Raw genomic sequence first — 24,233 nt, forward strand, 5'->3', positions numbered from 1 at the left:
ATCTGTACCACCTGGAGTTTGAAGGCGGCATCAAAGGTTCTACGAATACGGGTCATATCTTGCTGGGCTCTCGGTGGAATCATCCCCTATCGAGGTGTCCATCTGAATTAGACCAGAACATGTTGGGGTATTCTTGGGCGCCTTTGCATAGGGTGGGCAAGGGCGTGGTGGCGGTCAGCGGGCAGGATGATGGCTGGCGGGCAGCCAGGACAGAAAGGTTTCCGGCGGGCCGCCGCCGCGAGACGAGAGCTTTTTTGCGGTCCGTGGCAGGGCCGGGTGTTATGAGTTTCAGACGCAAGGGAAAACAGCATGCGATACATACTGATGGCAATAGGCGCCGCCGTGGTGGCCTACCTGCTGGCGCTGGGCATCCGGGCCTGGCTGTCGAAAAATCGCTGAAAGCTTCCCCACGGGGTGAATCCGCAGCGGCGGCGCATCCCCAGCCGCCAGGCGCACAGGTGGCGCCGCCGCCTGGACCGCGCCTTCCCCTTTCCCATTCAAGCAACAATTCCGGCGCGTCCGTTGGTGCGGGCGCTGTGCCGCCAATGATTCATGGAGTTCCAGGCATGACCAGCAAACCTTCCGTCCCCATCAAGAGCGCCGCTCGTTTCGGCGTGTTGTTCCTGGTGCTGTTCGCCATCATCATTCTTGTCGCCTTTGGCGCCTTCTTCCAGGTGGATCAGGGCGAGCGCGCCGTGTTGCTGCGCAACGGCAAGCTATCCAGCGTGGCGGAGCCCGGCCTGGGTTTCAAGACGCCGTTGCTGGATTCCGTGCGTTTCGTGTCGGTGCGTGACCATAATGTCACCATGCCGCTGGAAGCCTATTCGTTCGACCAGCAGCCGGCCAACATGAAGGTATCCGTCACGTATCGGGTGCCGGTGGACCGGGTGGCAGACCTCTATAGCGAATATGGCACGCTGGAAAATCTGCAGGTGCGCGTGATCGAGCGCCGCACGCCGGATGCGGTGAAGAACGTGTTCGGCCGTTTTACGGCGGTGCGGGCGATCCAGGAGCGCGAGAAGCTGGGCGTGGAAACCGTGCAGGCGGTGTCGTCCGCGATGCGCGACGCGCCGGTGCAGATCGTTGGCGTTCAGGTTGAAGAAGTCGGTTTCTCCAAAGCCTACGAGCAATCCATCGAGCAACGCATGCTGGCCCAGGTACAGATCGAAACCACGCGCCAGCAGAAACAGACGGCAGAAATCCAGGCGGATATCCAGGTCGTGCAGGCACGCGCCGAAGCGGATGCCCAGCGTGAACGCTTCCAGGCCGAGGCCGACGGCATCCGTATGCGCGGCGAGGCAGAGGCGGCTGCCATCCTGGCTCGCAGCCAGGCGCTGGCCAGCAATTCCAACCTCGTCAACCTGATTGCCGTGGAAAAGTGGGACGGCGCCTTGCCCTCCACCCAGGTGCCGGGTTCGGCACTGCCGTTCCTGGGCGTCAAGTAAACAATCCCTGAGGAATCTGCGGCGGGTCGCTCGTATCGAGCTACAATCGCCGCCGCAGGATGGACAGGCAATCGCGGCACAGCAATGTGTCGAGGAAGGTCCGGACTCCATAGGGCGGGATAGCGGCTAACGGCCGTCCGGCGCAAGCCGAGGACTAGGGCCACAGAGACGAGTCTGATGCGGGGGCATGCCTGGCATGCACGGGTACGGCCACTCCGTACCCTGCGGTCTGGCAACAGATCGCGGCGCATCAGGGTGAAACGCGGCAACCTCTATCCGGAGCAACGTCAAATAGGCATGCGTGTGGTTTCGGCCACGCAGGGCGGCCCGCCCGAGCATGCGGGTAGGCGGCTAGAACCACGCGGCAACGCGTGGTCCAGAGGAATGATTGCCGGCCAGCGCAAGCTGGCCTACAGAATCCGGCCTATCGTTCATCCTGCACTGAATTCATTTCTACCTTGTTCCGGCCGGGCCGCGCTGCGCGCCACGGCCCGTTGCCGTTGCGCCAGCGCCGGCAGCCGGTGGTGCCGGTGCATCGCCCGGCAGGAAAAAACCCACATTTGGTGGTACGCCAGCCCCCGTGAGAAAGAGGGGGGCCAGGGCGCATTTTGCGTTCCCGAAGAACGGCGTTTGCATTGTCTTACAGATGGCCGATGCTAGCTTCTGGCACCCAATGTTGACACCTGGCTTTTACATCACTGGTTAACTTTCTGATTTTGAAGCATATTTTTCTATGTAATAAAATATGTCAATCCTAAGTCCTTGTTGTGATTGAAAAAAACCGGGATTCCGACTTGACCGCCTTATATCGATCTCTTAAAGTGGGGGAAAGTAGGATTTTGTGTTTATTAGTGGGGGAAAAGGGTGTTTCAGGGAAGCAGCGCGCTCACGCTGGATGCCAAGGGACGGATGACAATTCCGGCTCGGCATCGTGACGCCCTGATGGCCCAGGCGGAAGGCCGCCTGACGCTGACCCGACACCCCGATGGTTGCCTGTTGGTGTACCCCCGCCAGGAGTGGGAAAAGAAGCGCGAGCAGATCGTGCAATTCCCGATGAATGCCAGAGCGTTGCAGCGGCTGTTGCTGGGCAATGCCCAGGATGTCGAGCTGGACAGCGCGGGCCGTGTGCTGATTGCACCTGAGTTGCGGCAAGCGGCCGGACTGGTCAAAGAGGTCATGCTGATGGGGCTGGGAACCCATTTCGAGTTGTGGGATACGCAGATGCTCGCCGCCAAGGAGGCGCAGGATCTGCAGCAGGGCATGGCGGACGTTTTGAACCAGTTTTCTTTCTGACGGGGCGGTATGGAGTTCGAACATCGGTCCGTCTTGCTGACGCCGACGGTGGAGGCGCTGTTGCCGGTGGATGGCGCAGGCCAGGCACGCCGCAGCGGCGTGTTTGTCGATGGCACTTTCGGTCGTGGTGGCCACAGTCGCGAATTGTTGTCGCGCCTGGATGGCAATGCCCGGCTGGTGGTGTTCGACAAGGATCCGCAGGCGATTGCTGTGGCACGCGAGTTGGCGGCAGCCGATTCGCGCGTGACGGTTGTGCATGATGGCTTTGCCACGATGCCGGATGCATTGCATGACCTGGGTATTGCCCAGGTAGATGGTGTGATGCTGGATCTGGGGGTTTCCTCGCCGCAGATCGACGACGCGCAACGTGGTTTTTCGTTCATGCGGGAAGGCCCGCTGGACATGAGGATGGACACGACGCGCGGCCTGACCGCCGCGCAGTGGCTGGCCGAGGCCAGCGTGGATGAGATGCGGGAGGTCATAGCAGACTATGGCGAAGAACGGTTTGCTTTTCAGATTGCAAAAGCGCTTGCAGCGCGCCGCGAAGTACGGCCGATACTCAGCACACGCGAGCTCGCCGAGCTTGTCGCCGGCGTCGTCCGCACCCGTGAAAAAGGCCAGCATCCGGCAACCCGTACCTTTCAAGCTGTACGGATTCACATCAATCGGGAGCTCGAAGAGCTCGCGCACGCCCTCCAGGCAGTTGTAGGCCTGCTGGCAACCGGAGGGAGGCTGGCTGTGATCAGTTTTCACTCGCTCGAAGACCGCATGGTCAAGCAGAGTATCGCCGCCGCCGGGCAACTGGATCCGGCCTTGGCGCGCTTGCCTTTGCGCGAGAGCGAGTTGCCGCGTCCGGTGATGCGTGCCGTAGGCCGTATCAAGCCGGATGAGGCCGAAGTCGCGGCCAACGCGCGCGCCCGCTCTGCGGTGTTGCGTGTGGCCGAACGTACCGATGCGCCCTGGCGCGCCGATGCCGTCTTGCCGCCGCAAGCGTCGCAGCCGGGCCGGGCAGGCGCGGCGCGCGGACGAGGGAAGCGGCGATGATTCGCTTATTGTTCGTGCTGGGCTTGTTGCTCATGCTCTCGGCGGCCTCCCTGGTAACCAGCCAGTATCAGGGGCGCCGCGCATTCATTGAACTGGAGCGCGCGCGCGCCCAGGCCAATGACCTGGATCTTGAGTGGCGCCGCCTGCAGCTGGAGCGTGCCGGCCTGGCGCGCAATGCCAGGGTGGATGACGTTGCCGTCAATGAGCTGCGCATGGTGCCGGTGGATCCGCAGCGGGCGCTATATTTCAATGCGCCGGCCTCCGCCGAACCCGGGGGCTCATGATGCGCCGTGCTCCCTTTTTCAATAATCCGGTACTCAAGAGCAGCCTGCCCCAGTGGCGGGCTCGGCTCGTTTTTATCCTCCTGTTTCTTGGCTTTGCCGTACTGGCCGGCCGGGCGCTGTTTCTGCAGGGGCTTTCGACCGAGTTCCTGCAGCAGCAGGGCGAGCGCCGCTATGAGCGTACGCTGACGCTGCCGGCGGTACGCGGCAAAATCACCGACCGCCATGGCGAAGTGCTGGCCTCCAGTGTGCCGGCGCGGGCCGTGTGGGCCATCCCGGAAGATGCTGCCGGTGCTTCCCCTGAAAGCCTGGCGCAGTTGGCTCGCCTGCTGGAAATGAATGTGGCGGAGATCCAGTCGCGCCTGGGCGATACCAGCCGCAATTTTGTGTACCTGAAACGTCAGGTGCCGATGGATATCGCCGAGCAGGTACAGGCGCTGAAGGTGCCGGGCGTGTCCTTGCAGCCGGAAATGCGGCGCTATTACCCGGAACGGGATGTGGCGGCGCATCTGGTGGGTTTTACCAATCTGGATGGCCGGGGCCAGGAAGGTGTGGAACTGGCGTTTGAGTCCATGTTGTCCGGCAAGGATGGCAGCCGTCGCGTGATTCGCGACCGCCTGGGCCGGGTGATCGAGGATGTGCGCGACATTCACCCGCCGGTGGACGGACAGGATATCCGCCTCTCCATCGACATGCGCCTGCAGTTCGCGGTCTATAAGGCCTTGCAGGATGCCATGGAGGAGAACAAGGCCAAGGGGGCGGCGGCCGTGGTGCTGGATGTGCGCACGGGCGAGGTGCTGGCGCTGGTCAATCTGCCTTCCTACGACCCCAATGACCGGACGGGTTTGCGCGGCGATATGCTGCGTAACCGCGCCGTCACGGATACTTTCGAGCCCGGCTCCATCATGAAGCCGTTCACGGTTGCGCTGGCGCTGGATCTCAAACGCATCGGCGTCAACAGCACCTTTGATACCGGTAATGGCCGCATGGTCTATCAAGGCCGCACCATCAGCGATGTGAGCCGCAACGGTGTCATCACGCCGGGCGACATCCTGCGCCGTTCCAGCAATATCGGCATGACGCTGATTTCGGAAAAGTTGTCGGCCCAGGAAATGTGGAGCAAGTTCACCGAACTGGGCTTTGGCCAGGCGCCCAAAATCGGTTTTCCCGGCGTGGCGGCAGGCAGCCTGCGCCCCTGGGAGCGCTGGCGCCTGATTGAAAAGGCCACCATGTCCTACGGCTACGGCCTGTCGGTGTCGCTGATGCAGGTGGCGCGTGCCTATGCGGTGTTCGCGCGCGATGGCGATGCCGTGCCCCTGTCGTTGCTGCAGCGTGACGAGGCCGTCACCGGCACCCATATCTATTCCCCGGAAGTGGCGCGTACCGTGCGCGGCATGCTGGAAGCGGCCGCTGGCGAAGACGGTGCGCGGCGTGCCAGGGTGGATGGCTACCGCGTGGCGGGCAAGAGCGGTACCGCTCGCAAGATCGTCGATGGCAAGTACAGCACGAAGCATTACCGCAGCTCTTTCGTCGGCTTTGCGCCGGCCTCCGACCCGCGCCTGGTGGTCGCCGTCAGTATCGACGAGCCCGGTGCTGGCGCCTATTACGGCGGCCGCGTGGCGGCCCCGGTGTTTTCGACCATCATGGGGCATTGCCTGCGCCTGCTGGGCGTCAGGCCGGATGCGCCGCTCGACGGTGCCGTGGCTGCGGCAGGGGGCGCGCTATGACCCAGGCAAGGAATCTCGTGCTGCACGGCATAGACTCTGTTCTCGGCTGGCTGCGCCAGCAGGTTTCGGCGCAGGCGGATCTGCACCTGGATTCGCGGCGCCTGCGTGCCGGTGATGTGTTCCTGGCGGTGCCGGGCGTACGCGGCGATGGTCGCGAACATATTGCGGCTGCGCGTGCGGCTGGTGCGTGGGTGCTGGCAGATACGGCAGACCGGCCTTCCGGCGCGCCATGGCCGGTGGACCAGGGCGAGGCAGATGCCGGCCTGGCCTGGGTGCCTGGCCTGAAAGCCTTGCTGGGTAGCATCGCGCATGAATGGTATGGCCAGCCTTCGCAGCATCTGGCTGTGGTGGCAGTGACCGGAACCAATGGCAAGACATCCTGCGCGTACTGGATTGCGGATGCACTGGCCGGGGCCGGGATGCCATGCGGCGTCCTGGGCACGCTGGGCACGCGCTGGCCGGATGGCAGCAGCGAAGCGGGCAATCTGACGACGCCCGATGTGGTCAGTGTGCATCGCACCCTGGCTGCGCAGCGCGCTGCGGGTGCGCAGGCCGTCGCCATGGAGGCGTCGTCCATCGGTATCGAGCAGGGCCGCATGGATCAGGTGCAGCTGCGCGTGGCGGCCTGGACCAACCTCAGTCGCGACCATCTGGATTACCACGGCTCCATGGAGGCTTATGCCGCCGCCAAGGAAGCCTTGTTCCGCTTTCCGGGCCTGCAGTCCGTCGTCATCAATCAGGATGATGCCGCTGGCCGGGCGGCGCATGGCCGCTTGCCCGCAGGGCTGGATGTCTGGACTTACGCCGTAGCCGGTTCCGTGGCGGATGGCGCTGCGCCGGCGCGGCTGGCTGCGCAGATGGCCGTGCCGCCAGCGGCGGACGGCCTGGCCTTTGCCTTGCTGGAGCGCGCGCCGGAGCCGGCGCAAGCGGCAGTGTCCAGTCAGTTGCTGGGTGAGCACAATATAGAAAATATGTTGCTGGTGGCTGGCGTGCTGCGCGCGCTGGGCCTGGATCTGACAGCCGCTGCGACGCAGCTGGCGCAGCTCAGGCCGGTGCCGGGCCGCCTGGAACGGGTGGTGGCGCCAGGGCAGGATGCCGCCCGGCAGGCGCTGGTGGTGGTGGATTACGCCCATACGCCCGATGCCCTGGCGCGCACGGTGCAGGCACTGGCGCCGTTGGCGCAGCGCCGTGGCGGCCGTTTGCTGTGCCTGTTCGGTTGCGGCGGTGATCGCGACCCAGGCAAGCGTCCCTTGATGGCGCAGGCGGCCCTGGCAGCAGAACGGGTGATCGTGACCAGCGACAACCCGCGCAGCGAAGCGCCCGACGCCATCATTGCGCAGATTCTGGCAGGCGTGCCGGTGGAGCGTCAGGTGGAGGTCATGGCAGACCGGGCCGAGGCAATTCTGCATGCGATCTGGAGCAGTTCGCCCGCCGACGTCATTCTCCTGGCGGGCAAGGGCCATGAAACCTATCAGGAAATCCAGGGCCAGCGCCATGTCTTTGACGACAGGGAATGGGCGCGCCTGGCGCTGTGGTGGGGCGCAGGCCGCGATGCCGCGATCGACGCCCGCAAGTTGGTTGCAGGGGAAGTGTTCGTGGCGCTGGCCGGTGAGCGCGCCGATGGCCACGATTACGTGGCGCAGGCCGAAGCAGCGGGTGCGGCAGCGGCGCTGGTAGCGCATCCGGTTGCCGGGGTGGCCTTGCCGCAGTTCGTGCTGGGTGATGGCCGCGCCGTGCTGGCGCGCCTGGCGACGGCCTGGCGCCGCCGTTTCGATATTCCGGTGATTGCCGTGACCGGCAGCAACGGCAAGACGACGACCAAGGAAATGATTGCGGCCGTGCTGGCGGCCTGGGTGGGCGAAGCGGCCCGTCTGGCCACGCGGGGCAACCTGAACAATGAGCTGGGCGTGCCGATGACGCTGTTGCGCTTGCGCGCCGGGCATCGCGCTGCCGTCATTGAACTGGGCATGAACCATCCCGGTGAGATTGCCGTGCTGGCGGCCATGGCCCAGCCTACGGTGGCGCTGGTCAACAATGCACAGCGCGAGCATCAGGAATTCATGAAGTCGGTGGCGGCCGTGGCCGAGGAAAACGGCGCGGTGCTGGCCGCCTTGCCCGCGTCCGGCGTGGCGGTCTATCCGGCAGACGACGCGCATGCCGCCGTGTGGGATGGCCTGTCCGGCACGCGCCGAAAATCCCGTTTCGCGCTGTCAGGCGCAGCCGAACTGATGGCGGCGGATCCGCAGGTGACGCCGGCCGGTGTGTCGGCCTCGGTCAGCCTGCCGGACGGCACGGTGTTGACGCTGGCGACTGCCGTTCCTGGCGTGCATAACCTGCGCAATGCCATGGCGGCCTTGGCATGCACGCTGGCCGTCGGTGTACCGGCAGCCACGGCGCTGCATGCCCTGGCTGCGTTCGCGCCGGTGGCAGGCCGCATGCATGCGCGCCGCCTGGCGGCCGGTGTCTGGCTGATCGACGACAGCTACAACGCCAATGCCGACTCCGTGCGCGCCGCCATTGATGTGCTGGGCAGCGTGCCCGGCCCCAGGGTGCTGGTGCTGGGGGATATGGGTGAAGTGGGTGACCAGGGCCCGGCCATGCATGAGGAAGTGGGGGCATATGCCGCCAGCCGGGGCGTGGACGTACTGGTCGCCATGGGAGAGTTATCGCGCCGTGCCGTCGCCGCTTTTGGCGTTGGCGCAGTCTGGGTGGATTCGACGGAGGCGGCGATGACGGCGGTGCGTGCCGCGCAGCCTGCTGTCGTGCTGGTGAAGGGATCGCGTTTCATGCACATGGAAAAAATCGTGGCAGCTTGCGTTGCCGAATGGGATAACGGGGAGGCGGCGCATCATGTTGCTTGAACTGGCACGCTGGCTGTCCGACCATCATTTCCGCGCGTTCGGCGTGTTCGAGTACATCACGCTGCGCGCCGTGCTGGCCGCGGCCACGGCATTGTTCATCGGTCTGCTGGCCGGCCCGGCCGTGATCCGCAAGCTGACGGCAATGAAAATCGGCCAGGCTGTGCGCAGCTACGGCCCGGAAACCCATCTGGTCAAGACCGGAACCCCTACCATGGGTGGCGTGCTGATCCTGATTGGCATCGGCGTGAGCACGCTGTTGTGGGCCGATTGGGCCAACCGTTTTGTCTGGGTCGTGCTGCTGGTGACCTTCGGCTACGGCTGGATCGGCTGGGCGGATGATTACCGCAAAGTCGTGCACCGTGACCCCGAAGGCATGCCGGCGCGCCAGAAATTCTTCTGGCAGGCGCTGATCGGCGCCGTGGCGGCGGTATATCTGGCTTTTGCGGTGTCTGTTCCGGCCAATGTGGAACTCTGGCCGCTGTTCAAGGCCTGGGTCATGAGCGGCTTCACGATGGCGCTGCCCGATCAGGCAGACCTGATCGTGCCGTTCTTCAAGAGCGTGAGCTATCCGCTGGGCGTGTTTGGTTTCGTCATCCTGACCTGGCTGGTCATCGTCGGCACCAGCAATGCCGTCAACCTGACCGACGGCCTGGACGGGCTGGCCATCATGCCGACGGTCATGGTCGGCGCCGCGCTGGGCGTATTTGCCTATGTCGTGGGTCGTGTCGATTACTCCAAGTACCTGCTGTTCCCGTATATCCCGGGCGCGGGCGAGCTGATGGTGCTTTGCGCGGCGCTGGCCGGGGCGGGCCTGGCTTTCCTGTGGTTCAACACGTATCCGGCCCAGGTATTCATGGGCGACGTCGGCGCGCTGGCGCTGGGCGGCATGCTGGGCACGATTGCCGTGGTGGTGCGCCAGGAAATCGTGCTGTTCATCATGGGCGGCGTGTTTGTCGTTGAAACCTTGTCGGTCGTGCTGCAGGTGGGTTGGTTCAAGTACACCAAACGCAAGTATGGCCAGGGGCGGCGCCTGCTGCGCATGGCCCCCTTGCACCACCATTTTGAAGTCGGTGGCTGGAAGGAAACGCAGGTAGTGGTGCGTTTCTGGATCATCACCATCATGCTGGTCCTGGTTGGCCTTTCTACCCTGAAACTGCGATGAATACCCTGCAAGCTTCCTCTTCGGCAGATGCCCGCATCCTGGTCCTCGGACTGGGTGAGACGGGTGCGGCAGCCGCGCGCTGGCTGGCCCGCCAGGGCCGTCGGCTGCGTATTGCCGATACGCGGGAAGCGCCGCCGGGCCTGGCGGCCCTGCGTGCCGCGCTGGACGGCGCGGATGTGGAATACCACCTGGGCCAGGGTTTGCCGCTGGCCTTGCTCGATGGCGTGCAGCAGCTGGTGTTGAGCCCCGGCTTGGCGCCGGGACAGGCACCTGTCAGCGATTTGCTGGCCCAGGCGGCGGTTCGCCAGGTTGAAATCGTCGGTGAAATCGAATTGTTCGCCCGCGCCCTGGCGGCGCTGCGGGAAGAGCGCGCATATGCGCCCAGCGTGCTGGCCGTGACCGGCACCAATGGCAAAACTACCGTGACATCGCTGACGCGCCATTTGCTTGAGGCCGCCGGCCTGAGCGCCCGCGCCGCAGGCAATATCAGTCCGGCCGCGCTGGGTGCGTTGGCGGATGCGCTGGATGCAGATGCCTTGCCGCAGGCCTGGGTGCTGGAACTGTCGAGCTTCCAGCTGGAAACGACGCGCAGTCTGCAGGCCGATGCGGCCGTGGTGCTCAACGTGACCCAGGATCATCTGGACTGGCATGGCAGCATGGAGGCCTATGCAGCCGCCAAGGCGCGCCTGTTCGCGCAAGCCCGCATCAAGATCGTCAACCGCGAAGATGCCTGGGTGTGCGGCATGGTTGCCGGGCTCGACAGCAAGGACGTACGCAGTTTCGGCCGGGGAGAACCCTCGTTGGCCGGTGACATGGGCCTGGTGTCGGTGCAGGATATGGTCTGGCTGGTCGCCAGCGAGAATACGGATTTTGATGAGCCGGCGCCGCCGGCCGGGCGCCGCGCCAAGGGCGCAGTGCCCGAGCTGCCGCGCCAGCCGGGCCGCGATAGCCGCCTGATGCCGGTGGATGCGCTGCGTCTGCGCGGGCTGCACAATGCCCTCAATGTCCAGGCCGCATTGCTGCTGGCGCGCAGCCTGGGCTTGCCGTGGGCACCGTTGTTGCGTGCCGCCGGCCTGTATGAAGGCGAGCCGCACCGCATGACTTTCGTGCGCAGCATTGCCGGGGTGGATTTCATCAACGACAGCAAGGGAACCAACGTGGGTGCTACGTTGGCCGGGCTGGACGGCCTGTCGCAGCCGGTTGTGCTGATTGCCGGCGGGCAGGGCAAGGGGCAGGACTTCACCGAGCTGGCCCAGCTGGTTGCGCGCCGTGCGCGCGCGGTGGTGCTGATCGGCCAGGATGCCTCCATCATTGATGCCGCTCTGCGTCAGCAGGGTGTTCAGGCGCTGCATGCCGACACCATGGATGAGGCGGTACGGACGGCGTTTGCACAGGCGCAGACGGGGGATGCCGTGCTGCTGTCGCCGGCTTGCGCCAGCCTGGATATGTTCAAGGGCTATCCGCAGCGCGGCCAGGCATTTGCCGAGGCTGTGCGCGAGCTGGCGCTGGACAACGGGGAGGTCGCATGAGCGTGCTCGATGGCGTGAGCAGCAGTGTCAATGCGGTGCGCCCTGGGCGTACGCGCATGCGCGGTTACGATCTGCCGCTGGTGGTCGTGTCGGTCGCCTTGCTGCTGTTCGGCCTGCTGATGGTGTATTCCGCCTCGATTGCGCTGGCGGACGGGCCGCGCTACGCCAGTTACGGACGCTATTACTTCGTCATCCGCCACGGTATGTTCCTGCTGATCGGCCTGGTGGCCGGGGCGCTGGTGCTGACAGTCACCATGCAGGCCTGGCAGCGCATGTCGATACCGCTGTTCATCGGCAGCATCCTGTTGCTGCTTGCCGTGCTGATTCCCGGCATCGGGCGAGAGGTCAACGGTGCCTACCGCTGGCTGCCGCTGGGGCCGCTGAATTTCCAGCCCTCGGAGTTGATGAAGTTCGCCATTGTCTTGTTTGCCGCGGATTACACCGTGCGCAAGCAGGAGCACATGCAGAATATCGTGCGCGGCTTTGTGCCCATGGCGCTGGTGATTGCGCTGGTGGGCATGCTGTTGCTGCTGGAACCCGACCTGGGCGCGTTCATCGTGGTCGTGGCAATCGCCGTGGGCATCCTGTTCCTGGGCGGTATTGACGGCCGGTTGTTCTCTGCGCTGGTTGCCGTCATGGTGTCCCTGTTCTTCGCCTTGATCTGGCTGGCGCCTTGGCGCCGGGCGCGCCTGTTCGCCTATCTGGATCCCTGGAATCCTGACAATGCCTACGGCAGCGCCTATCAGCTGTCACATTCGCTGATTGCGCTCGGGCGCGGCGAATGGCTGGGTGTCGGGCTGGGCGCCAGTGTGGAAAAACTGCATTACCTGCCTGAAGCGCATACCGACTTCATCGTCGCCGTCATTGGTGAAGAGCTGGGGTTTGTCGGCGTATTCCTGTTGATCGCAGGTTTTGTCATCGTGATACAGCGCGGCTTTGAAATCGGCCGGCAGGCCATCGCCATGGACCGTACCTTCAGCGGTCTGGTGGCTTTGGGGGTGGCGCTGTGGTTCGGTGTGCAGGCCTTCATCAATATGGGCGTGTGCCTGGGCCTGTTGCCCACCAAGGGTTTGACGCTGCCCTTGGTGAGCTATGGCGGTTCCGGTCTGGTGATGAACATCTGCGCCATTGCGCTGATGATCCGCGTGGACATTGAAAACCGCATTCTGATGCGGGGGGGGCGCACATGAGCCGCGCTCCCGTTCTTCTGGTCATGGCTGGCGGTACCGGCGGTCATATCATGCCCGGCCTGGCGGTGGCGGAAGTGTTGCGCAGCCAGGGCTGGCAGGTGTATTGGCTGGGTGATCCGGACAAAATGGAAGGCCGTCTGGTGCCGCCGCAAGGCATCGAGCTGTTGCCGCTGCGCTTTTCCGGTTTGCGCGGCAAGGGCGTGGGCGCCATGCTGAAGCTGCCTTTCCTGTTGCTGGGTGCGCTGCGCCGCGCCTGGCGGATTTTCTCCCAGGTACGGCCCGATGTCGTGCTGGGCATGGGCGGGTATGTGACCTTCCCGGGCGGCGTGGTCGCCGCCCTGAGGCGCGTTCCCTTGGTGCTGCATGAGCAGAATGCCGTGGCAGGTATGAGCAATAAGGCCTTGGCACGTATGGCCGGCACGGTGCTGCTGGGCTTTCCGGACGCCATCCGTGGCGCCGAGGCGGTCGGTAATCCTGTGCGAGCGGCCATTGCCGCGCTGCCGGCGCCCGATGTGCGCGCCGCCGGGCGCGAAGGCCCGTTGCGTGTGCTGGTCGTGGGGGGCAGCCTGGGCGCTGCGGCGCTTAACCATTTGATTCCACAGGCGCTGGCGCTGATGGTGCCGGCGCAACGGCCCAAGGTCGTGCATCAGGCGGGCAGCGCGCATATTGAGAATTTGCGGGCTGGCTATGCCGCCGCTGGCATCGAAGCCGAGTGCGTGGCTTTCATCGACGACATGGCTGGCGCCATGGGCCAGGCCGATCTCATCATCTGTCGGGCAGGCGCCATGACGGTGGCAGAGGTGGCAGCCGCTGGCGTGGCGGCGCTATTCGTGCCTTTCCCGCACGCGGTGGATGACCACCAGACCATGAATGCCCGCTATCTCAGCGACCATGGTGCAGCCTGGCTGCAGCAGCAGGCCACCTTGAGCGCGCCGGGCATGGCCAAGTGGCTGGCAGAACGAAACAGGGCTGAATTGCTGGAAGTCGGCGAGAAGGCCAGAACCTATGCGCTGCCCGATGCGGCGGCACAAATTGCTGCCCGCTGTGTGCGGGCAGCCCGAAGGCAAGAAACATGAAACACCGTATCCAACACATCCACTTCGTCGGTATCGGCGGGTCGGGCATGAACGGCATCGCAGAGGTGCTGCTCAATCTCGGCTATACGGTGAGCGGTTCGGATCTGCGCAGTTCGGCGGTCACGGAGCGGCTGGCGTCCCAGGGGGCCATCATCCATATCGGCCATGAGGCGACGAATGTCGGCCAGGCCGATGCCATCGTGACTTCTACCGCCGTGTCCGGAGACAATCCCGAAGTGCTGGCCGCCCGTGCTGCCAGCATTCCCGTCGTGCCGCGCGCCGTGATGCTGGCGGAACTGATGCGCCTGAAGCGTGGTATTGCCGTGGCCGGTACACACGGCAAAACGACGACGACCAGCCTGGTGGCGAGCGTACTGGCAGCGGCCGGCCTGGATCCGACCTTTGTGATTGGCGGCCGTCTGAATTCCGCCGGGGTCAATGCGCGTCTCGGGCAGGGGGAGTATCTGGTGGCCGAGGCCGACGAATCGGATGCCTCGTTCCTCAACCTGATGCCGGTGATGGCAATCGTCACCAATATCGACGCTGACCATATGGACACCTATGGTCATGACCTGGCGCGCCTGAAGCATGCCTTCATCGAGTTCACGCAGCGCCTGCCGTTCTACGGCAGCGCCATTCTGTGCGTAGATGACGCCAATGTGCGTGAAATCGTGCCCTTTGTGTCGCGTCCGGTCACGACCTATGGCTTTGACGAAAATGCCCAGGTGCGCGCGGAGAACATGCGTACCGATGGCGTGCGCATGCGTTTCGACGTGTTGAGGCGTGATCGCAAGGGGGTTGTGCTGCCGCGCATGGAGGTCGTGCTGAACCTGCCGGGCCGCCACAATGTCCTCAATGCGCTGGCTGCCATTGCCGTGGCGACGGAGCTGGGCGTGGCCGACAGCGTGATGGTGCAGGCGCTGGCGGATTTCAATGGCGTGGGCCGGCGCTTTACCCATGTCGGCGATTTTGCGGTGCCGCAGGCGCAGGGCGGCGGCAGCTTTACGGTGATCGACGATTACGGCCATCACCCGGTGGAAATGGCTGCAACGCTGGCGGCGGCGCGGGGCGCCTGGCCGGAGCGGCGCATCGTGCTGGCGTTCCAGCCGCACCGCTATACCCGCACGCGGGACTGTTTCGAGGATTTCGTCAAAGTATTGAGCGACGCGGATGCCGTGCTGCTGACCGAAGTGTATGCCGCTGGCGAGGAGCCGCTGGTGGCGGCCGACGGCCGCGCGCTGGCACGCGGCTTGCGCGTGGCCGGACGGGTCGAGCCGGTCTTTGTGGAGGATGTGGACGATCTGCCCCAGGCCGTCCGTGATTTTGTGCGTGACGGAGATGTCGTGATCGTCATGGGTGCGGGGTCCATCAGCCGGGTGCCCGCACGTATAGGAGAACAAGCATGAACATGGAATTCGGCAAGGTCGGGGTGCTGTACGGCGGTCACTCGGCAGAACGCGAGGTGTCGCTGATGTCCGGCCAGGGCGTTTATGACGCGTTGCGCTCGCGTGGCGTCAATGCGCATCTGTTCGATACGGGCAAGCATTCACTGGCGGAATTGGCCAATGCCGGTTTCGATCGCGTGTTCATTGCGCTGCATGGCCGCTATGGCGAAGACGGCACGCTGCAGGGCGCGCTGGAACTGCTGGGCATTCCCTATACCGGCAGCGGTACGCTGGCTTCGGCACTGGCCATGGACAAGGTCATGACCAAGCGGATCTGGATAGACGAAGGCCTGCCCACGCCGCCCTATGCGGTGCTCGACGGCGACAGCGATCTGGATGCCGTGGTGGCCGAACTGGGCCTGCCGATTTTCGTCAAGCCGCCGCATGAAGGTTCGACGCTGGGCGTGACCAAGGTGGAATACACCTCGCATCTGCCGGCCGCCGTGCAACTGGCATCGCGCTATGAAGAGAAGGCGCTGGCGGAGAAGTTTGTCGATGGCCGCGAGCTGACGGTAGCGGTGCTGGGTAGCGGAGACCAGGCGCGTGCGCTGCCTATCATCGAGATCCGTGCGCCCCAGGGCAACTACGACTTCCAGAACAAGTATTACTCGGACGAGACCCAGTACATCTGCCCGGCCGACCTGCCCACGGCGCTGACGGCTGAAATCCGCGGCCTGGCCGAGCGCGCTTTCCGCGTGCTGGGCTGCGAAGGCTGGGGGCGTGTCGATGTGATGCTGGATAGCCAGGATCGCCCCTGGTTGCTGGAAATCAATACCTCGCCCGGCATGACCGGGCACTCTCTGGTTCCCATGGCGGCTCGCGCCGAGGGAGTCGATTATGCCGAGCTGTGCGTCCGCATCCTGGCAGGGGCGTCCCTGAAGGTGCATGGGCATAGCAAGGTCTGAAACGCTGAACAGGAAAACCATCCGTGTGGAATGACGCCCGTTTCCTCAATGTGATCGCCAACACGCTGGCCGTGCTGGCAGCCGTCGTGCTGCTGGTCGCCGGGGTGGTGTGGCTCGTGCAGCGCCCGGTGTTTGCGCTGACGGCCATCGAGCTGGAATCCGCATCGCAGGAGGAGCCCCTGGCCTATGTGACGCCGGAAGGCGTGCGTTCGGCGATTGCAGGGCGTTTGCACGGCAATTTCTTCACGCTGGATCTGGATGAGGCCAGGCAGGTGCTGGAATCGGCGCCATGGGTGCGGCGCGCCAGCGTGCAGCGCGTCTGGCCCAGCACCATCAAGGTCAGCATCGAAGAGCAGCAGCCCTTGGCCTTCTGGAATGAAAACCAGATGATCAATACCTGGGGCGAAGTGTTCACCGCCAATCTGGGCGAGCTGGCCGATGACGAGGAACTGCCGCGTCTGCTGGGGCCGGAAGGCACGGAAAGCCTGGTGGTGCAGCGTTATGCAGAGCTGGCGCGCTGGTTCGCGCCTTTGACGCTGCAAGTGCGCCGTATCGAACTGAGCCCGCGCTATGCCTGGATGGTCGATCTATCCGATGGCATGACGCTCAACCTGGGCCGTGACCCTGGCGCGGATGCGCCCGATCCCCACGGTTTGCCGGGCGCGTTGCCGTTTGCAGCCCGTATTCAGCAGTTTGTTCAGGTCTGGCCTGACGTAGTGCGACGGCTTGAAGGCCGTGCCGTCAAAGAGGCCGATCTGCGTTATCCCAACGGGTTTGCGCTGACGCTGGCCGAACTTCCTAATCAATCTCTTCGTAAGACACATTGAAGCCATGACCCGAGACATCAAGGATCTCATCGTTGCCCTGGATATCGGCACCAGCAAAGTGGTGGCGGTAGTGGCCGAAATTCTGCCCCAAGGGGGCTTTGAAGTGCTCGGCCTGGGGCAGCACGAATCGCACGGCATGCGCAAGGGCGTGGTCGTGAATATCGAAACGACCGTGAATTCCATCCAGCGTGCGCTGGAGGAAGCCGAGCTGATGGCGGATTGCAAGATCCGCGACATCTACGCCGGCATCGCGGGCAGCCATATCCGCAGCTTCAATTCCAGCGGCATGGTGGCGGTCAAGGACAAGGAAGTGACCGCGACGGATGTGGCGCGCGTCATCGAAACGGCCAAGGCCGTCAATATTCCGACCGACCAGCAGGTGCTGCATGTGCTGACGCAGGAGTTCATTGTCGATGGCCAGGAAGATATTCGCGAACCGATCGGCATGAGCGGTCTGCGCCTGGAAGTGCGTGTGCATATCGTCACCGGTGCGGTCAGCGCGGCGCAGAACATCATCAAGTGCGTGCGCCGCTGCGGCCTGGAAGTGCAGGACCTGATCCTGCAGCCGCTGGCCTCCAGCCTGGCCTGCCTGACGCCGGATGAGAAGGAGTTGGGCGTGGTGCTGGTGGATATCGGCGGCGGTACGACGGACATCGCCATTTTCACCGGTGGCGCGATCCGTCACACGGCAGTGGTGCCGGTGGCAGGTGACCAGATCACCAACGATATCGCCGCCATGCTGCGCACCCCGACGCCGGATGCGGAAGAAATCAAGCTGCGTTATGGCGTGGCCAAGCAAGTGCTGGCCGAGGCCGACGAAACCGTGGAAGTCCCCGGTCTGGGCGATCGCGGTTCGCGGCTGGTCAAGCGTCAGGCGCTGGGCGCCGTGATCGAGCCGCGCGTGGAAGAGCTGTTTTCGCTGGTGCAGCGCGTGGTGCGCGAATCCGGCTACGAGGATTTGCTGGCGTCCGGCGTGGTGCTGACCGGCGGTTCGTCGCTGATGCCGGGCATGGTGGAACTGGCGGAGGATGTGTTCCTCAAGCCGGTGCGCGTCGCCGTGCCCGATTATCAGGGCAGCCTGGCCGATGTGATGCGCAACCCGCGCTTCTCGACCGTGATGGGACTGCTGGCCGAAGCACGCACGCAACGCTTGCGCGGCCATAAGGTAGCCCAGCAGCGCGGCAGTTTCCAGCAGGTGCTGGCGCGCATGCGCGAGTGGTTCATGCATTGAGGATTCGGGCCGGCCGCCGTTGTGGCGGATGGCCGGAAGGTTCGTGGCGCAGTGCGGTTGCCGCGCCATCCATATGTTGTAGAGGGTAGTTACTTATTTTCTTTAGACTTGTGAGGGAGTCTTGTCATGATCAATTTTGAACTTGTGGATACCAACCCCAGCGGGACCGTGATTAAGGTCGTCGGTGTCGGGGGCGCGGGCGGCAATGCGATCGCCCACATGATCCGTTCCAATGTGCAGGGCGTGGAGTTCATCAGCGCCAACACGGATGCGCAGGCGCTGGTGACGAGCCAGGCTCCGGTGCAGATCCGCCTGGGCCGTACTGGCCTGGGTGCCGGCGCCAAGCCCGAGCAAGGCCGCGCTGCCGCAGAAACCGCCCGCGAAGAAATCCGTGCTGCGCTCAACGGCGCGCACATGGTGTTCATCACGGCCGGCATGGGCGGTGGCACCGGTACCGGCGCTGCGCCGGTGGTTGCGGAAGTGGCCAAGGAACTGGGTATCCTGACGGTGGGTGTGGTGACCAAGCCTTTCGGTTTCGAAGGCGGCCGCCGTATGAAGTCTGCCGAAGAAGGCATTCGCGAACTGTCGCGCCACGTCAATTCGCTGATTGTGGTGCTCAACGAGAACCTGTACGACCTGATGGACGAAGATGCCACTCAGGACGACTGCTTCCGCGCCGCGGATGACGTGCTGCACAATGCTTGCGCCGGTATTGCCGAAATCATCAACGTCGAAGGTAACGTGAACGTTGACTTCGAGGACGTCAAAACGATCATGGGCGAGCAGGGCCAGGCCATGATGGGTACCGCTGTCGCCAGCGGCCCGGATCGCGCCCGTGTCGCCGCCGAGCAAGCCATTGCTTGCCCGCTGCTGGAAGGTGTGGATCTGCATGGTGCTCGTGGCGTGCTGGTGAACATTACCGCCAGCCGTTCGCTGAAGATGCGTGAAACCCGTGAAATCATGGAAATCATCCGCGGCTACGCCGCCGAGGACGCGACCGTGATCTTCGGTAATGCCTATGACGAAACCATGGGTGATGATCTGCGTGTGACGGTGGTGGCCACGGGGCTGGGCAAGCAGGCCCAAAGCGGCCCCCAGCTGGTGCCGGAACCTGCCGAGGCGCTGCGCACCGGCACCGATGATTATTTCATCGGCGGTGCGGCGATGCCCATGGGCGGCTATGGCAACGATCTGCAGGTACCGACCGTCATGCGCAACCCGCGTGGCCAGGCAACTGCCCAGGTGCGGGCGATGGAGTCTGCCGGTATGGAGCACCTGGACATTCCGGCCTTCCTGCGCAAGCAGGCGGATTGAGCAGGCAGATACTGACCGCTAGACCCTCTCTCTCACAGTAAACCCGTCTCCTGGCCGCCTGAATGGCGGCCGGGGGGCAGGGCGGACGGCGCCTTTCATGGGCGGGCCGGCGAGCGTGCACCTCTACCACGCGAGCCGGTCTGCCGGGCTTCGTCCGCCCTTTTCTTTTTGTGTTCGCTTTTTTGCTATGTGATTGGTTAAAAAGCAGTTTTTCCTGTTTTCGCGCAGGGCGGCCCCGATTCAGGCGCGCATGCCTGGCCGCATTTCGATCACGAACCGGGTGCCTTGGCCCGGCCGGGAATGCGGGCGCAGCTGCCAGCCCTGGTGGCGGCAGATGCGTTGCACCATGGACAGGCCCAGGCCCAGATTGCCTTCGGGGCGGCCATCGCTGGTGTCGCCGCGTACAAAAGGTGAAAACAGCGCTTCCTGGCGATCCTGAGGAATGCCGGGGCCATCGTCGCAGACGGCCAGCCAGTCCTTGCCATAGGCAATGCGCACCTGGGCGCCGCTACCGGCATATTGCAAGGCATTGCGTATCAGATTGGACAAGAGGCTGCGCAATAGCGGCACGGCGTAGCCCGGTGCTCCTGCCGTGGGGGTTTCATCGCTTTCCAGGCGCAGTTCGATGCCGCGCCGCTCGGCCTGGGGCAGCCAGGCCTGCCATTGCTCCAGTGCCAGCTCATGCAGCGGGGCGTGGGGGAAGGCGGCGCCATCCTGGCGCCCGCGGGCCAGCATGAGGTAAACGTCCACACGCTGCTGCATGTCCTGCAGGGCGCTTTCGATACGGGCGACGCGGGTGCGTGTGGCGTCGTCCAAGGCCGGGTCGGCCGCCAGCAGTTCGCAGGTGCTCAGGCCGCTCATCAGCGGGGTGCGCAGCTCATGGCCGACATCCGCGGTAAACAGGCGTTCCCGCAGCAGGGCTTCCTCCAGGGCGTTATAGGCGGCATCGAAGGCCGTGGCAAGCTGGCCGATTTCATTGGCCGGGTAGCGGGTGGCCAATTGGGTGCCGGGCGGCAGTTCGCTGCGCCGCTGCACATCGCGCGACAGGCGCTCGATGGGGCGTATGACCCGTCGGGTCGCCAGATAGCCCAGTGCCAGCGCCAGCACCAGGCTGGCGGCCAGGCAGAGCAGCCCGGCGATTTCATAAATGCGTTGCGACTGCAGAAAGTCGGTGTAGTCGCGCAGCAGGATGTAGCGTTCGTTCTCGATATCCTCAACCATCACCAGCCAGTTGCGGCCATTGCGGCTGACCATATGGAAACCCGGCTGCAGGGGCCGCAGGTCATCCGGAAACGTCGCGCTGCCGGGGGCGCCGTACAGGAAGTGGTTGGGCCAGCCCGGCGCCACGCCATCGGCCAGGTCGTCGCGCAGGCGGTCGATGGCCAGATCCATGTCGATGCGGTGCGACATGGCTTCCAGGCGGTTGAAGGCCCAGCCGGACAGCAGGGTCAGAATGCCGGCCACAGCCAGAGTGAGGGCAAGAAAACGCAGGATCAGACCGCGGGCCAGCTGCCCGCGCAGGATTTTCGGTGTTTTCATTGGGCACGCAATTGGTAGCCGATGCCATGCACGGTGTGCAGCAGGGCGTGATCGAAGGGCTTGTCGATGACCTGGCGGATATGGTGGATATGGGTGCGCAGCGCGTCGCTGTCCGGCGGGGAATCATGCCAGAGCGCTTCTTCCAGGCGGGTCCGGTGTACCACGGCGGGGCTGTGCAGCATCAGCAGGCGCAGCAGTGTCAGGGGGGCGGGCGGCAGCTTGAGGGCGGTGCCGGCGCGTTCCAGCGCCAGCGTATCCTGATCCAGGCTGAGGTCGCCGACGCGCAGCACGGCAGGCATGGCGCTGCGGCGGCGCTGCAACAGCGCGCGGATGCGTGCGCCCAGTTCGGCCAGGGCGAACGGCTTGACGAGGTAATCATCGGCCCCGGCGTCGAAGCCGGCCAGGCGGTCGTCCAGCGCATCGCGGGCCGTCACCATGATGACGGGAATGGTGCTGCGCAACTCATGGCGCAGGCGGCGGCACAGTTCGTAGCCGTCCATGCGGGGCAGCATCAGGTCCAGCACCACCAGGTCGAATTCATCGCGGCTCAGCCGGTCGTAGCCGGTCTGGCCATCGTCGGCGCAATCCACGATGTAGCCCAGGCCAGACAGGTAATCGACGATATTGGTCAGGATGGGAATGGTGTCTTCGATAACCAGAATGCGCATGGCGGCCTGCGACGGAAAGCGGTTGGGGGCAAGCATCGTTATACCTGAGGCCCTGATGGCCTGCTGGCGGTGTTAACGCTTTCTTGACGTCTCGTTAAGCAGAATGGGAAGTGTACCGGAGGGCTCCGGGCTGCCGGCGGCGCTGCCGCGATCGGTCTGGTGCCTGTCGTAGGGGAGTTTCCGTGGAGGCCCGGGATGCCTGAACCATTACCGGCGTTGCGGCAGACCGCGTTGGCTGTCTATCGCGGCGCAGCCGCTGAACTGCAGATATTTCGTCTGGCAGATCGCCATTACGTCATGAAAGCCTGGCGCGCCAAGCCTGGCGCGTCGTTCCGTGCCGGATTCGGCGCGCTGGCCTGTTTGCTGGCCTTTGGTGAGTTTGCGCGCCCCTCGCGCCTGCGCCAGGGGGATATCCATTTCGAGGCCGGGCGCCTGCGTGCGCTGGCCCATGGCGGATGCGCCGTGCCAGAGGTGTATCTGGATGAAGAGCGTTTCATTGTGCTGGAGCATGTCGGGCGCAGCCTGGATGAAATCGTGCGTGACCAGCCGCTGGCAAAGGCAGGCCAGCTCTATGACGCCGCCGTGGACGACCTGGCCGGGTTTCATCGCCAGGGTTTTTGGCATGGCGGGGCGCAACTGCGCAACCTGACCCTGCGTGATGGCCGGCTCTACCGTATCGACTTCGAAGAGCGTTTCGGTGCCGCGCTGTCGCACGGCCTGGCGGCGGCCTACGACCTGTTCCTGTTGCTGGGGGACATTCTTTGGCGCCTGGAGCCGGATGAAGTCGGGCCCACCGGCAAGCGCCTGATGCGGCGTTATTTTTCGCGTGCTGGCGCGCAAGGCGCGGATCAGGACGCCTTGCTGCGCCTGAACCGCCTGCTGGCGCCGGTGCGCGGCCTGGCCAATGTGCTGCCTGCCCGCCTGCGGGAGAAGCGGGACATACGGCGCGTGGCGCGTTTTGCCGCCGTGCTCAAAGAGTGGTGTACCCAGGAGCGGGCGGCAGTATTGAATTGAGCAGATGCCTGTTTGGCGTTTTTCTGTTTGATGGGGGATGATTGCCTATAATTGCCCGTTTTTACAGGAAAATGGAATCATGACAACTTTGCCGCCCTGTCCGCAGTGCCAATCCGAATATGTGTACGCCGATGGCGCCCTCCTGGTCTGCCCGGAGTGCGCCCATGAATGGACGGCGGGCGCATCCCCGGCGCAGGAAGCGGAGCAGGCGCGTGTCGTCAAGGATGCTGTCGGCAATGTGCTGCAGGATGGCGATACCGTGAGCGTGATCAAGGATCTGAAGATCAAAGGCTCATCGCAGGTGGTGAAGATGGGCACCAAGGCGCGCAACATCCGCCTGGTCGATGGGGATCACGATATCGACTGCAAGCTCGATGGCATCGGCAATATGCAGCTCAAATCGGAATTCGTGAAGAAAGTCTGATGGCCATGGCCGGTGCCGAGCTGGCACCGGCCGCAGTCTGCCTTACATTTTGCACTCGCCGGTCGGTGCCGGCACGATGCCGGGGCCGAAGGCCTGTTTGACGACGGGTCGCAGCTTGCCGTCCACGACCTCCACCTGGCCGATGTAGGTCGGCAGTATCAGCTGGTTATCGTCGGCACGCATGGTGGCCGGGCCATAGATGGTCTCGTAGGTGGCACCGCGCAGGGCCTGGGAAACATCGCCGGGTTTGGTGCTGCCCGCCAGCTTCACACCCTCGAAAATGGTCTGCACGGCGTTGTAGGCCTGGCCTTCGTTGTCAGTGGGGGTGCGGCCGTACTTTTCCTGGAATTCTTTGACGAATTCGTGGTTTTTGGCCGTGTCGATGTCAGGGCTGTAGCCGATGTTGCCCCAGACGCCCTGGGTGGCATCCCCCGTGGCGTTGACGACGAAGTTCATGATGTAGGCATGGCCGATGATGCGTTTGTCGGTAAGGCCGAATTCGTGTGCCTGCTTGGCGAAGGCGATCAGGTCGCGCCCGACCAGCGCCACCCAGATGCCGTCGATATCCGGTTGCGCCTTGATTTGCGCGATATAGGGGGCGAAGTCTTTGGTGCCTACCGGCGGAAAGACGCTGAGCGCGACTTCCTTGCCCAGCTTGGCGGCGGATTGTTCAAAGTGTTCGGCGGAGTCCCGGCCCCATACATAGTCGGCACCGACAACGGCGAATTTCTTTTCCGGCACTTCCTTCAGCCATTCATCGAACATCGCCAGGTCCATGCTGTCGGAGTGGCTGCTGCGGAACATGCGCGGTTTGCATGAGTCGCCGGTGATGCGGTCGGCCTTGGACAGATGCACGACCTGCATGGCATCCCAGCGTTCCAGCCCCTGGCCGACGGCCAGGGTGATGGAGGACGCAATGGGGGCCACGAGCAGGTTGTGGCCGTCGCGTGCCAGTTTCTCTGCGGCCCGCCGGCCTGCGTCCGGCGTGCTTTCGTCATCCGCGATTTTCAGTTCCACGGTGCGTCCGTCGATGCCGCCTTTGCGGTTGGCCTGTTCCACGGCGAATTGCACGGCGCGCTGGACTTCTTCGCCTTGCTGCGAGAATACGCCGGACACGGAGGTGACGGTGCCGATGCGCACGGGGTCTTTGTCGGCGGCGCCAGCCAGGGGCAGGATGGCGGCCAGGGCCAGGCCGAGCAGGCTGCGCGGCAGGAATCGTTGAGGGTTCATGTTTGTCTCCTGGGTTATTGTCGGCCTG

General features: G+C 64.3%; 20 protein-coding genes and 1 other RNA gene. 18 read left to right on the forward strand and 3 right to left on the reverse strand.

The features are described from left to right. The first annotated feature begins 566 nt into the window (after positions 1-566). From ACNA1V_RS12135 to ftsZ, 16 genes are all read left to right on the forward strand, one after another. Positions 567-1,445 carry a prohibitin family protein gene (locus ACNA1V_RS12135; protein WP_415833870.1) on the forward strand — a complete coding sequence of 293 codons (879 nt, stop codon included), beginning with the start codon at positions 567-569 and terminating at the stop codon, positions 1,443-1,445. Positions 1,446-1,500: 55 nt separating this feature from the next. Continuing rightward, positions 1,501-1,888, forward strand: an RNA gene (rnpB, locus tag ACNA1V_RS12140) — RNase P RNA component class A. 421 nt (positions 1,889-2,309) lie between these two features. Further along, complete coding sequence (mraZ, locus tag ACNA1V_RS12145; protein ID WP_415833871.1) at positions 2,310-2,738, forward strand: division/cell wall cluster transcriptional repressor MraZ; 429 nt, start codon at positions 2,310-2,312, stop codon at positions 2,736-2,738. A gap of 9 nt (positions 2,739-2,747) precedes the next feature. Continuing rightward, positions 2,748-3,782, forward strand: a complete 1,035-nt coding sequence (gene rsmH / locus ACNA1V_RS12150) for a 16S rRNA (cytosine(1402)-N(4))-methyltransferase RsmH (protein ID WP_415833872.1) — start codon at positions 2,748-2,750, stop codon at positions 3,780-3,782. Continuing rightward, a complete protein-coding gene (gene ftsL, locus ACNA1V_RS12155; protein WP_415833873.1) occupies positions 3,779-4,066 on the forward strand; it encodes a cell division protein FtsL in 288 nt (95 codons plus the stop codon). Before rsmH ends, ftsL begins: the two co-directional genes overlap by 4 nt. Beyond that, positions 4,066-5,790 carry a peptidoglycan D,D-transpeptidase FtsI family protein gene (locus tag ACNA1V_RS12160; protein WP_415833937.1) on the forward strand — a complete coding sequence of 575 codons (1,725 nt, stop codon included), beginning with the start codon at positions 4,066-4,068 and terminating at the stop codon, positions 5,788-5,790. Before ftsL ends, ACNA1V_RS12160 begins: the two co-directional genes overlap by 1 nt. Beyond that, positions 5,787-8,651 carry a bifunctional UDP-N-acetylmuramoyl-L-alanyl-D-glutamate--2,6-diaminopimelate ligase MurE/UDP-N-acetylmuramoyl-tripeptide--D-alanyl-D-alanine ligase MurF gene (murF, locus tag ACNA1V_RS12165; RefSeq protein ID WP_415833874.1) on the forward strand — a complete coding sequence of 955 codons (2,865 nt, stop codon included), beginning with the start codon at positions 5,787-5,789 and terminating at the stop codon, positions 8,649-8,651. The genes ACNA1V_RS12160 and murF overlap by 4 nt, the downstream gene beginning before the upstream one ends. Continuing rightward, on the forward strand, positions 8,641-9,813 hold the full coding sequence (gene mraY, locus ACNA1V_RS12170) for a phospho-N-acetylmuramoyl-pentapeptide-transferase (protein ID WP_415833875.1): 1,173 nt from the start codon (positions 8,641-8,643) through the stop codon (positions 9,811-9,813). The genes murF and mraY overlap by 11 nt, the downstream gene beginning before the upstream one ends. Then, positions 9,810-11,342, forward strand: a complete 1,533-nt coding sequence (gene murD / locus ACNA1V_RS12175) for a UDP-N-acetylmuramoyl-L-alanine--D-glutamate ligase (RefSeq protein WP_415833876.1) — start codon at positions 9,810-9,812, stop codon at positions 11,340-11,342. Before mraY ends, murD begins: the two co-directional genes overlap by 4 nt. Next, entirely contained in the window at positions 11,339-12,532 is a 1,194-nt protein-coding gene (gene ftsW, locus ACNA1V_RS12180) for a putative lipid II flippase FtsW (protein ID WP_415833877.1), read from the forward strand. The genes murD and ftsW overlap by 4 nt, the downstream gene beginning before the upstream one ends. Next, on the forward strand, positions 12,529-13,608 hold the full coding sequence (gene murG / locus ACNA1V_RS12185) for an undecaprenyldiphospho-muramoylpentapeptide beta-N-acetylglucosaminyltransferase (protein ID WP_415833878.1): 1,080 nt from the start codon (positions 12,529-12,531) through the stop codon (positions 13,606-13,608). Before ftsW ends, murG begins: the two co-directional genes overlap by 4 nt. Next, entirely contained in the window at positions 13,605-15,014 is a 1,410-nt protein-coding gene (gene murC, locus ACNA1V_RS12190; RefSeq protein ID WP_415833879.1) for a UDP-N-acetylmuramate--L-alanine ligase, read from the forward strand. The genes murG and murC overlap by 4 nt, the downstream gene beginning before the upstream one ends. Continuing rightward, positions 15,011-15,958, forward strand: a complete 948-nt coding sequence (locus ACNA1V_RS12195; RefSeq protein WP_415833880.1) for a D-alanine--D-alanine ligase — start codon at positions 15,011-15,013, stop codon at positions 15,956-15,958. The genes murC and ACNA1V_RS12195 overlap by 4 nt, the downstream gene beginning before the upstream one ends. A gap of 23 nt (positions 15,959-15,981) precedes the next feature. Then, positions 15,982-16,785, forward strand: a complete 804-nt coding sequence (locus ACNA1V_RS12200) for a cell division protein FtsQ/DivIB (RefSeq protein ID WP_415833881.1) — start codon at positions 15,982-15,984, stop codon at positions 16,783-16,785. A 4-nt stretch (positions 16,786-16,789) separates the two neighbouring features. Continuing rightward, positions 16,790-18,016, forward strand: coding sequence for a cell division protein FtsA (gene ftsA / locus ACNA1V_RS12205; protein ID WP_415833882.1), 1,227 nt, complete (start codon positions 16,790-16,792; stop codon positions 18,014-18,016). Positions 18,017-18,142: 126 nt separating this feature from the next. Then, positions 18,143-19,330 (forward strand): cell division protein FtsZ, encoded by a 1,188-nt coding sequence (gene ftsZ, locus ACNA1V_RS12210; RefSeq protein ID WP_415833883.1) that lies wholly within the window; start codon positions 18,143-18,145, stop codon positions 19,328-19,330. A gap of 240 nt (positions 19,331-19,570) precedes the next feature. Here ftsZ and ACNA1V_RS12215 read toward each other — a convergent pair whose 3' ends face one another. Next, positions 19,571-20,869: a sensor histidine kinase gene (locus tag ACNA1V_RS12215; RefSeq protein ID WP_415833884.1), complete on the reverse strand. Its 1,299-nt coding sequence runs from the start codon at positions 20,867-20,869 to the stop codon at positions 19,571-19,573. Continuing rightward, positions 20,866-21,537: a response regulator transcription factor gene (locus tag ACNA1V_RS12220; protein WP_415833938.1), complete on the reverse strand. Its 672-nt coding sequence runs from the start codon at positions 21,535-21,537 to the stop codon at positions 20,866-20,868. The genes ACNA1V_RS12215 and ACNA1V_RS12220 overlap by 4 nt, the downstream gene beginning before the upstream one ends. 195 nt (positions 21,538-21,732) lie before the next feature. Between ACNA1V_RS12220 and ACNA1V_RS12225 the strand changes: the two genes are divergently transcribed. Then, on the forward strand, positions 21,733-22,551 hold the full coding sequence (locus ACNA1V_RS12225) for a BUD32 family EKC/KEOPS complex subunit (RefSeq protein ID WP_415833885.1): 819 nt from the start codon (positions 21,733-21,735) through the stop codon (positions 22,549-22,551). Between the two features lie 79 nt (positions 22,552-22,630). After that, entirely contained in the window at positions 22,631-22,975 is a 345-nt protein-coding gene (locus ACNA1V_RS12230) for a zinc ribbon domain-containing protein YjdM (protein WP_415833886.1), read from the forward strand. Positions 22,976-23,017: 42 nt separating this feature from the next. Here ACNA1V_RS12230 and ACNA1V_RS12235 read toward each other — a convergent pair whose 3' ends face one another. Continuing rightward, entirely contained in the window at positions 23,018-24,205 is a 1,188-nt protein-coding gene (locus ACNA1V_RS12235; protein ID WP_415833887.1) for an ABC transporter substrate-binding protein, read from the reverse strand. Positions 24,206-24,233 lie beyond the last annotated feature (28 nt).

This window comes from Kerstersia similis, assembly GCF_965139615.1.
GTDB lineage: Bacteria > Pseudomonadota > Gammaproteobacteria > Burkholderiales > Burkholderiaceae_B > Kerstersia > Kerstersia similis.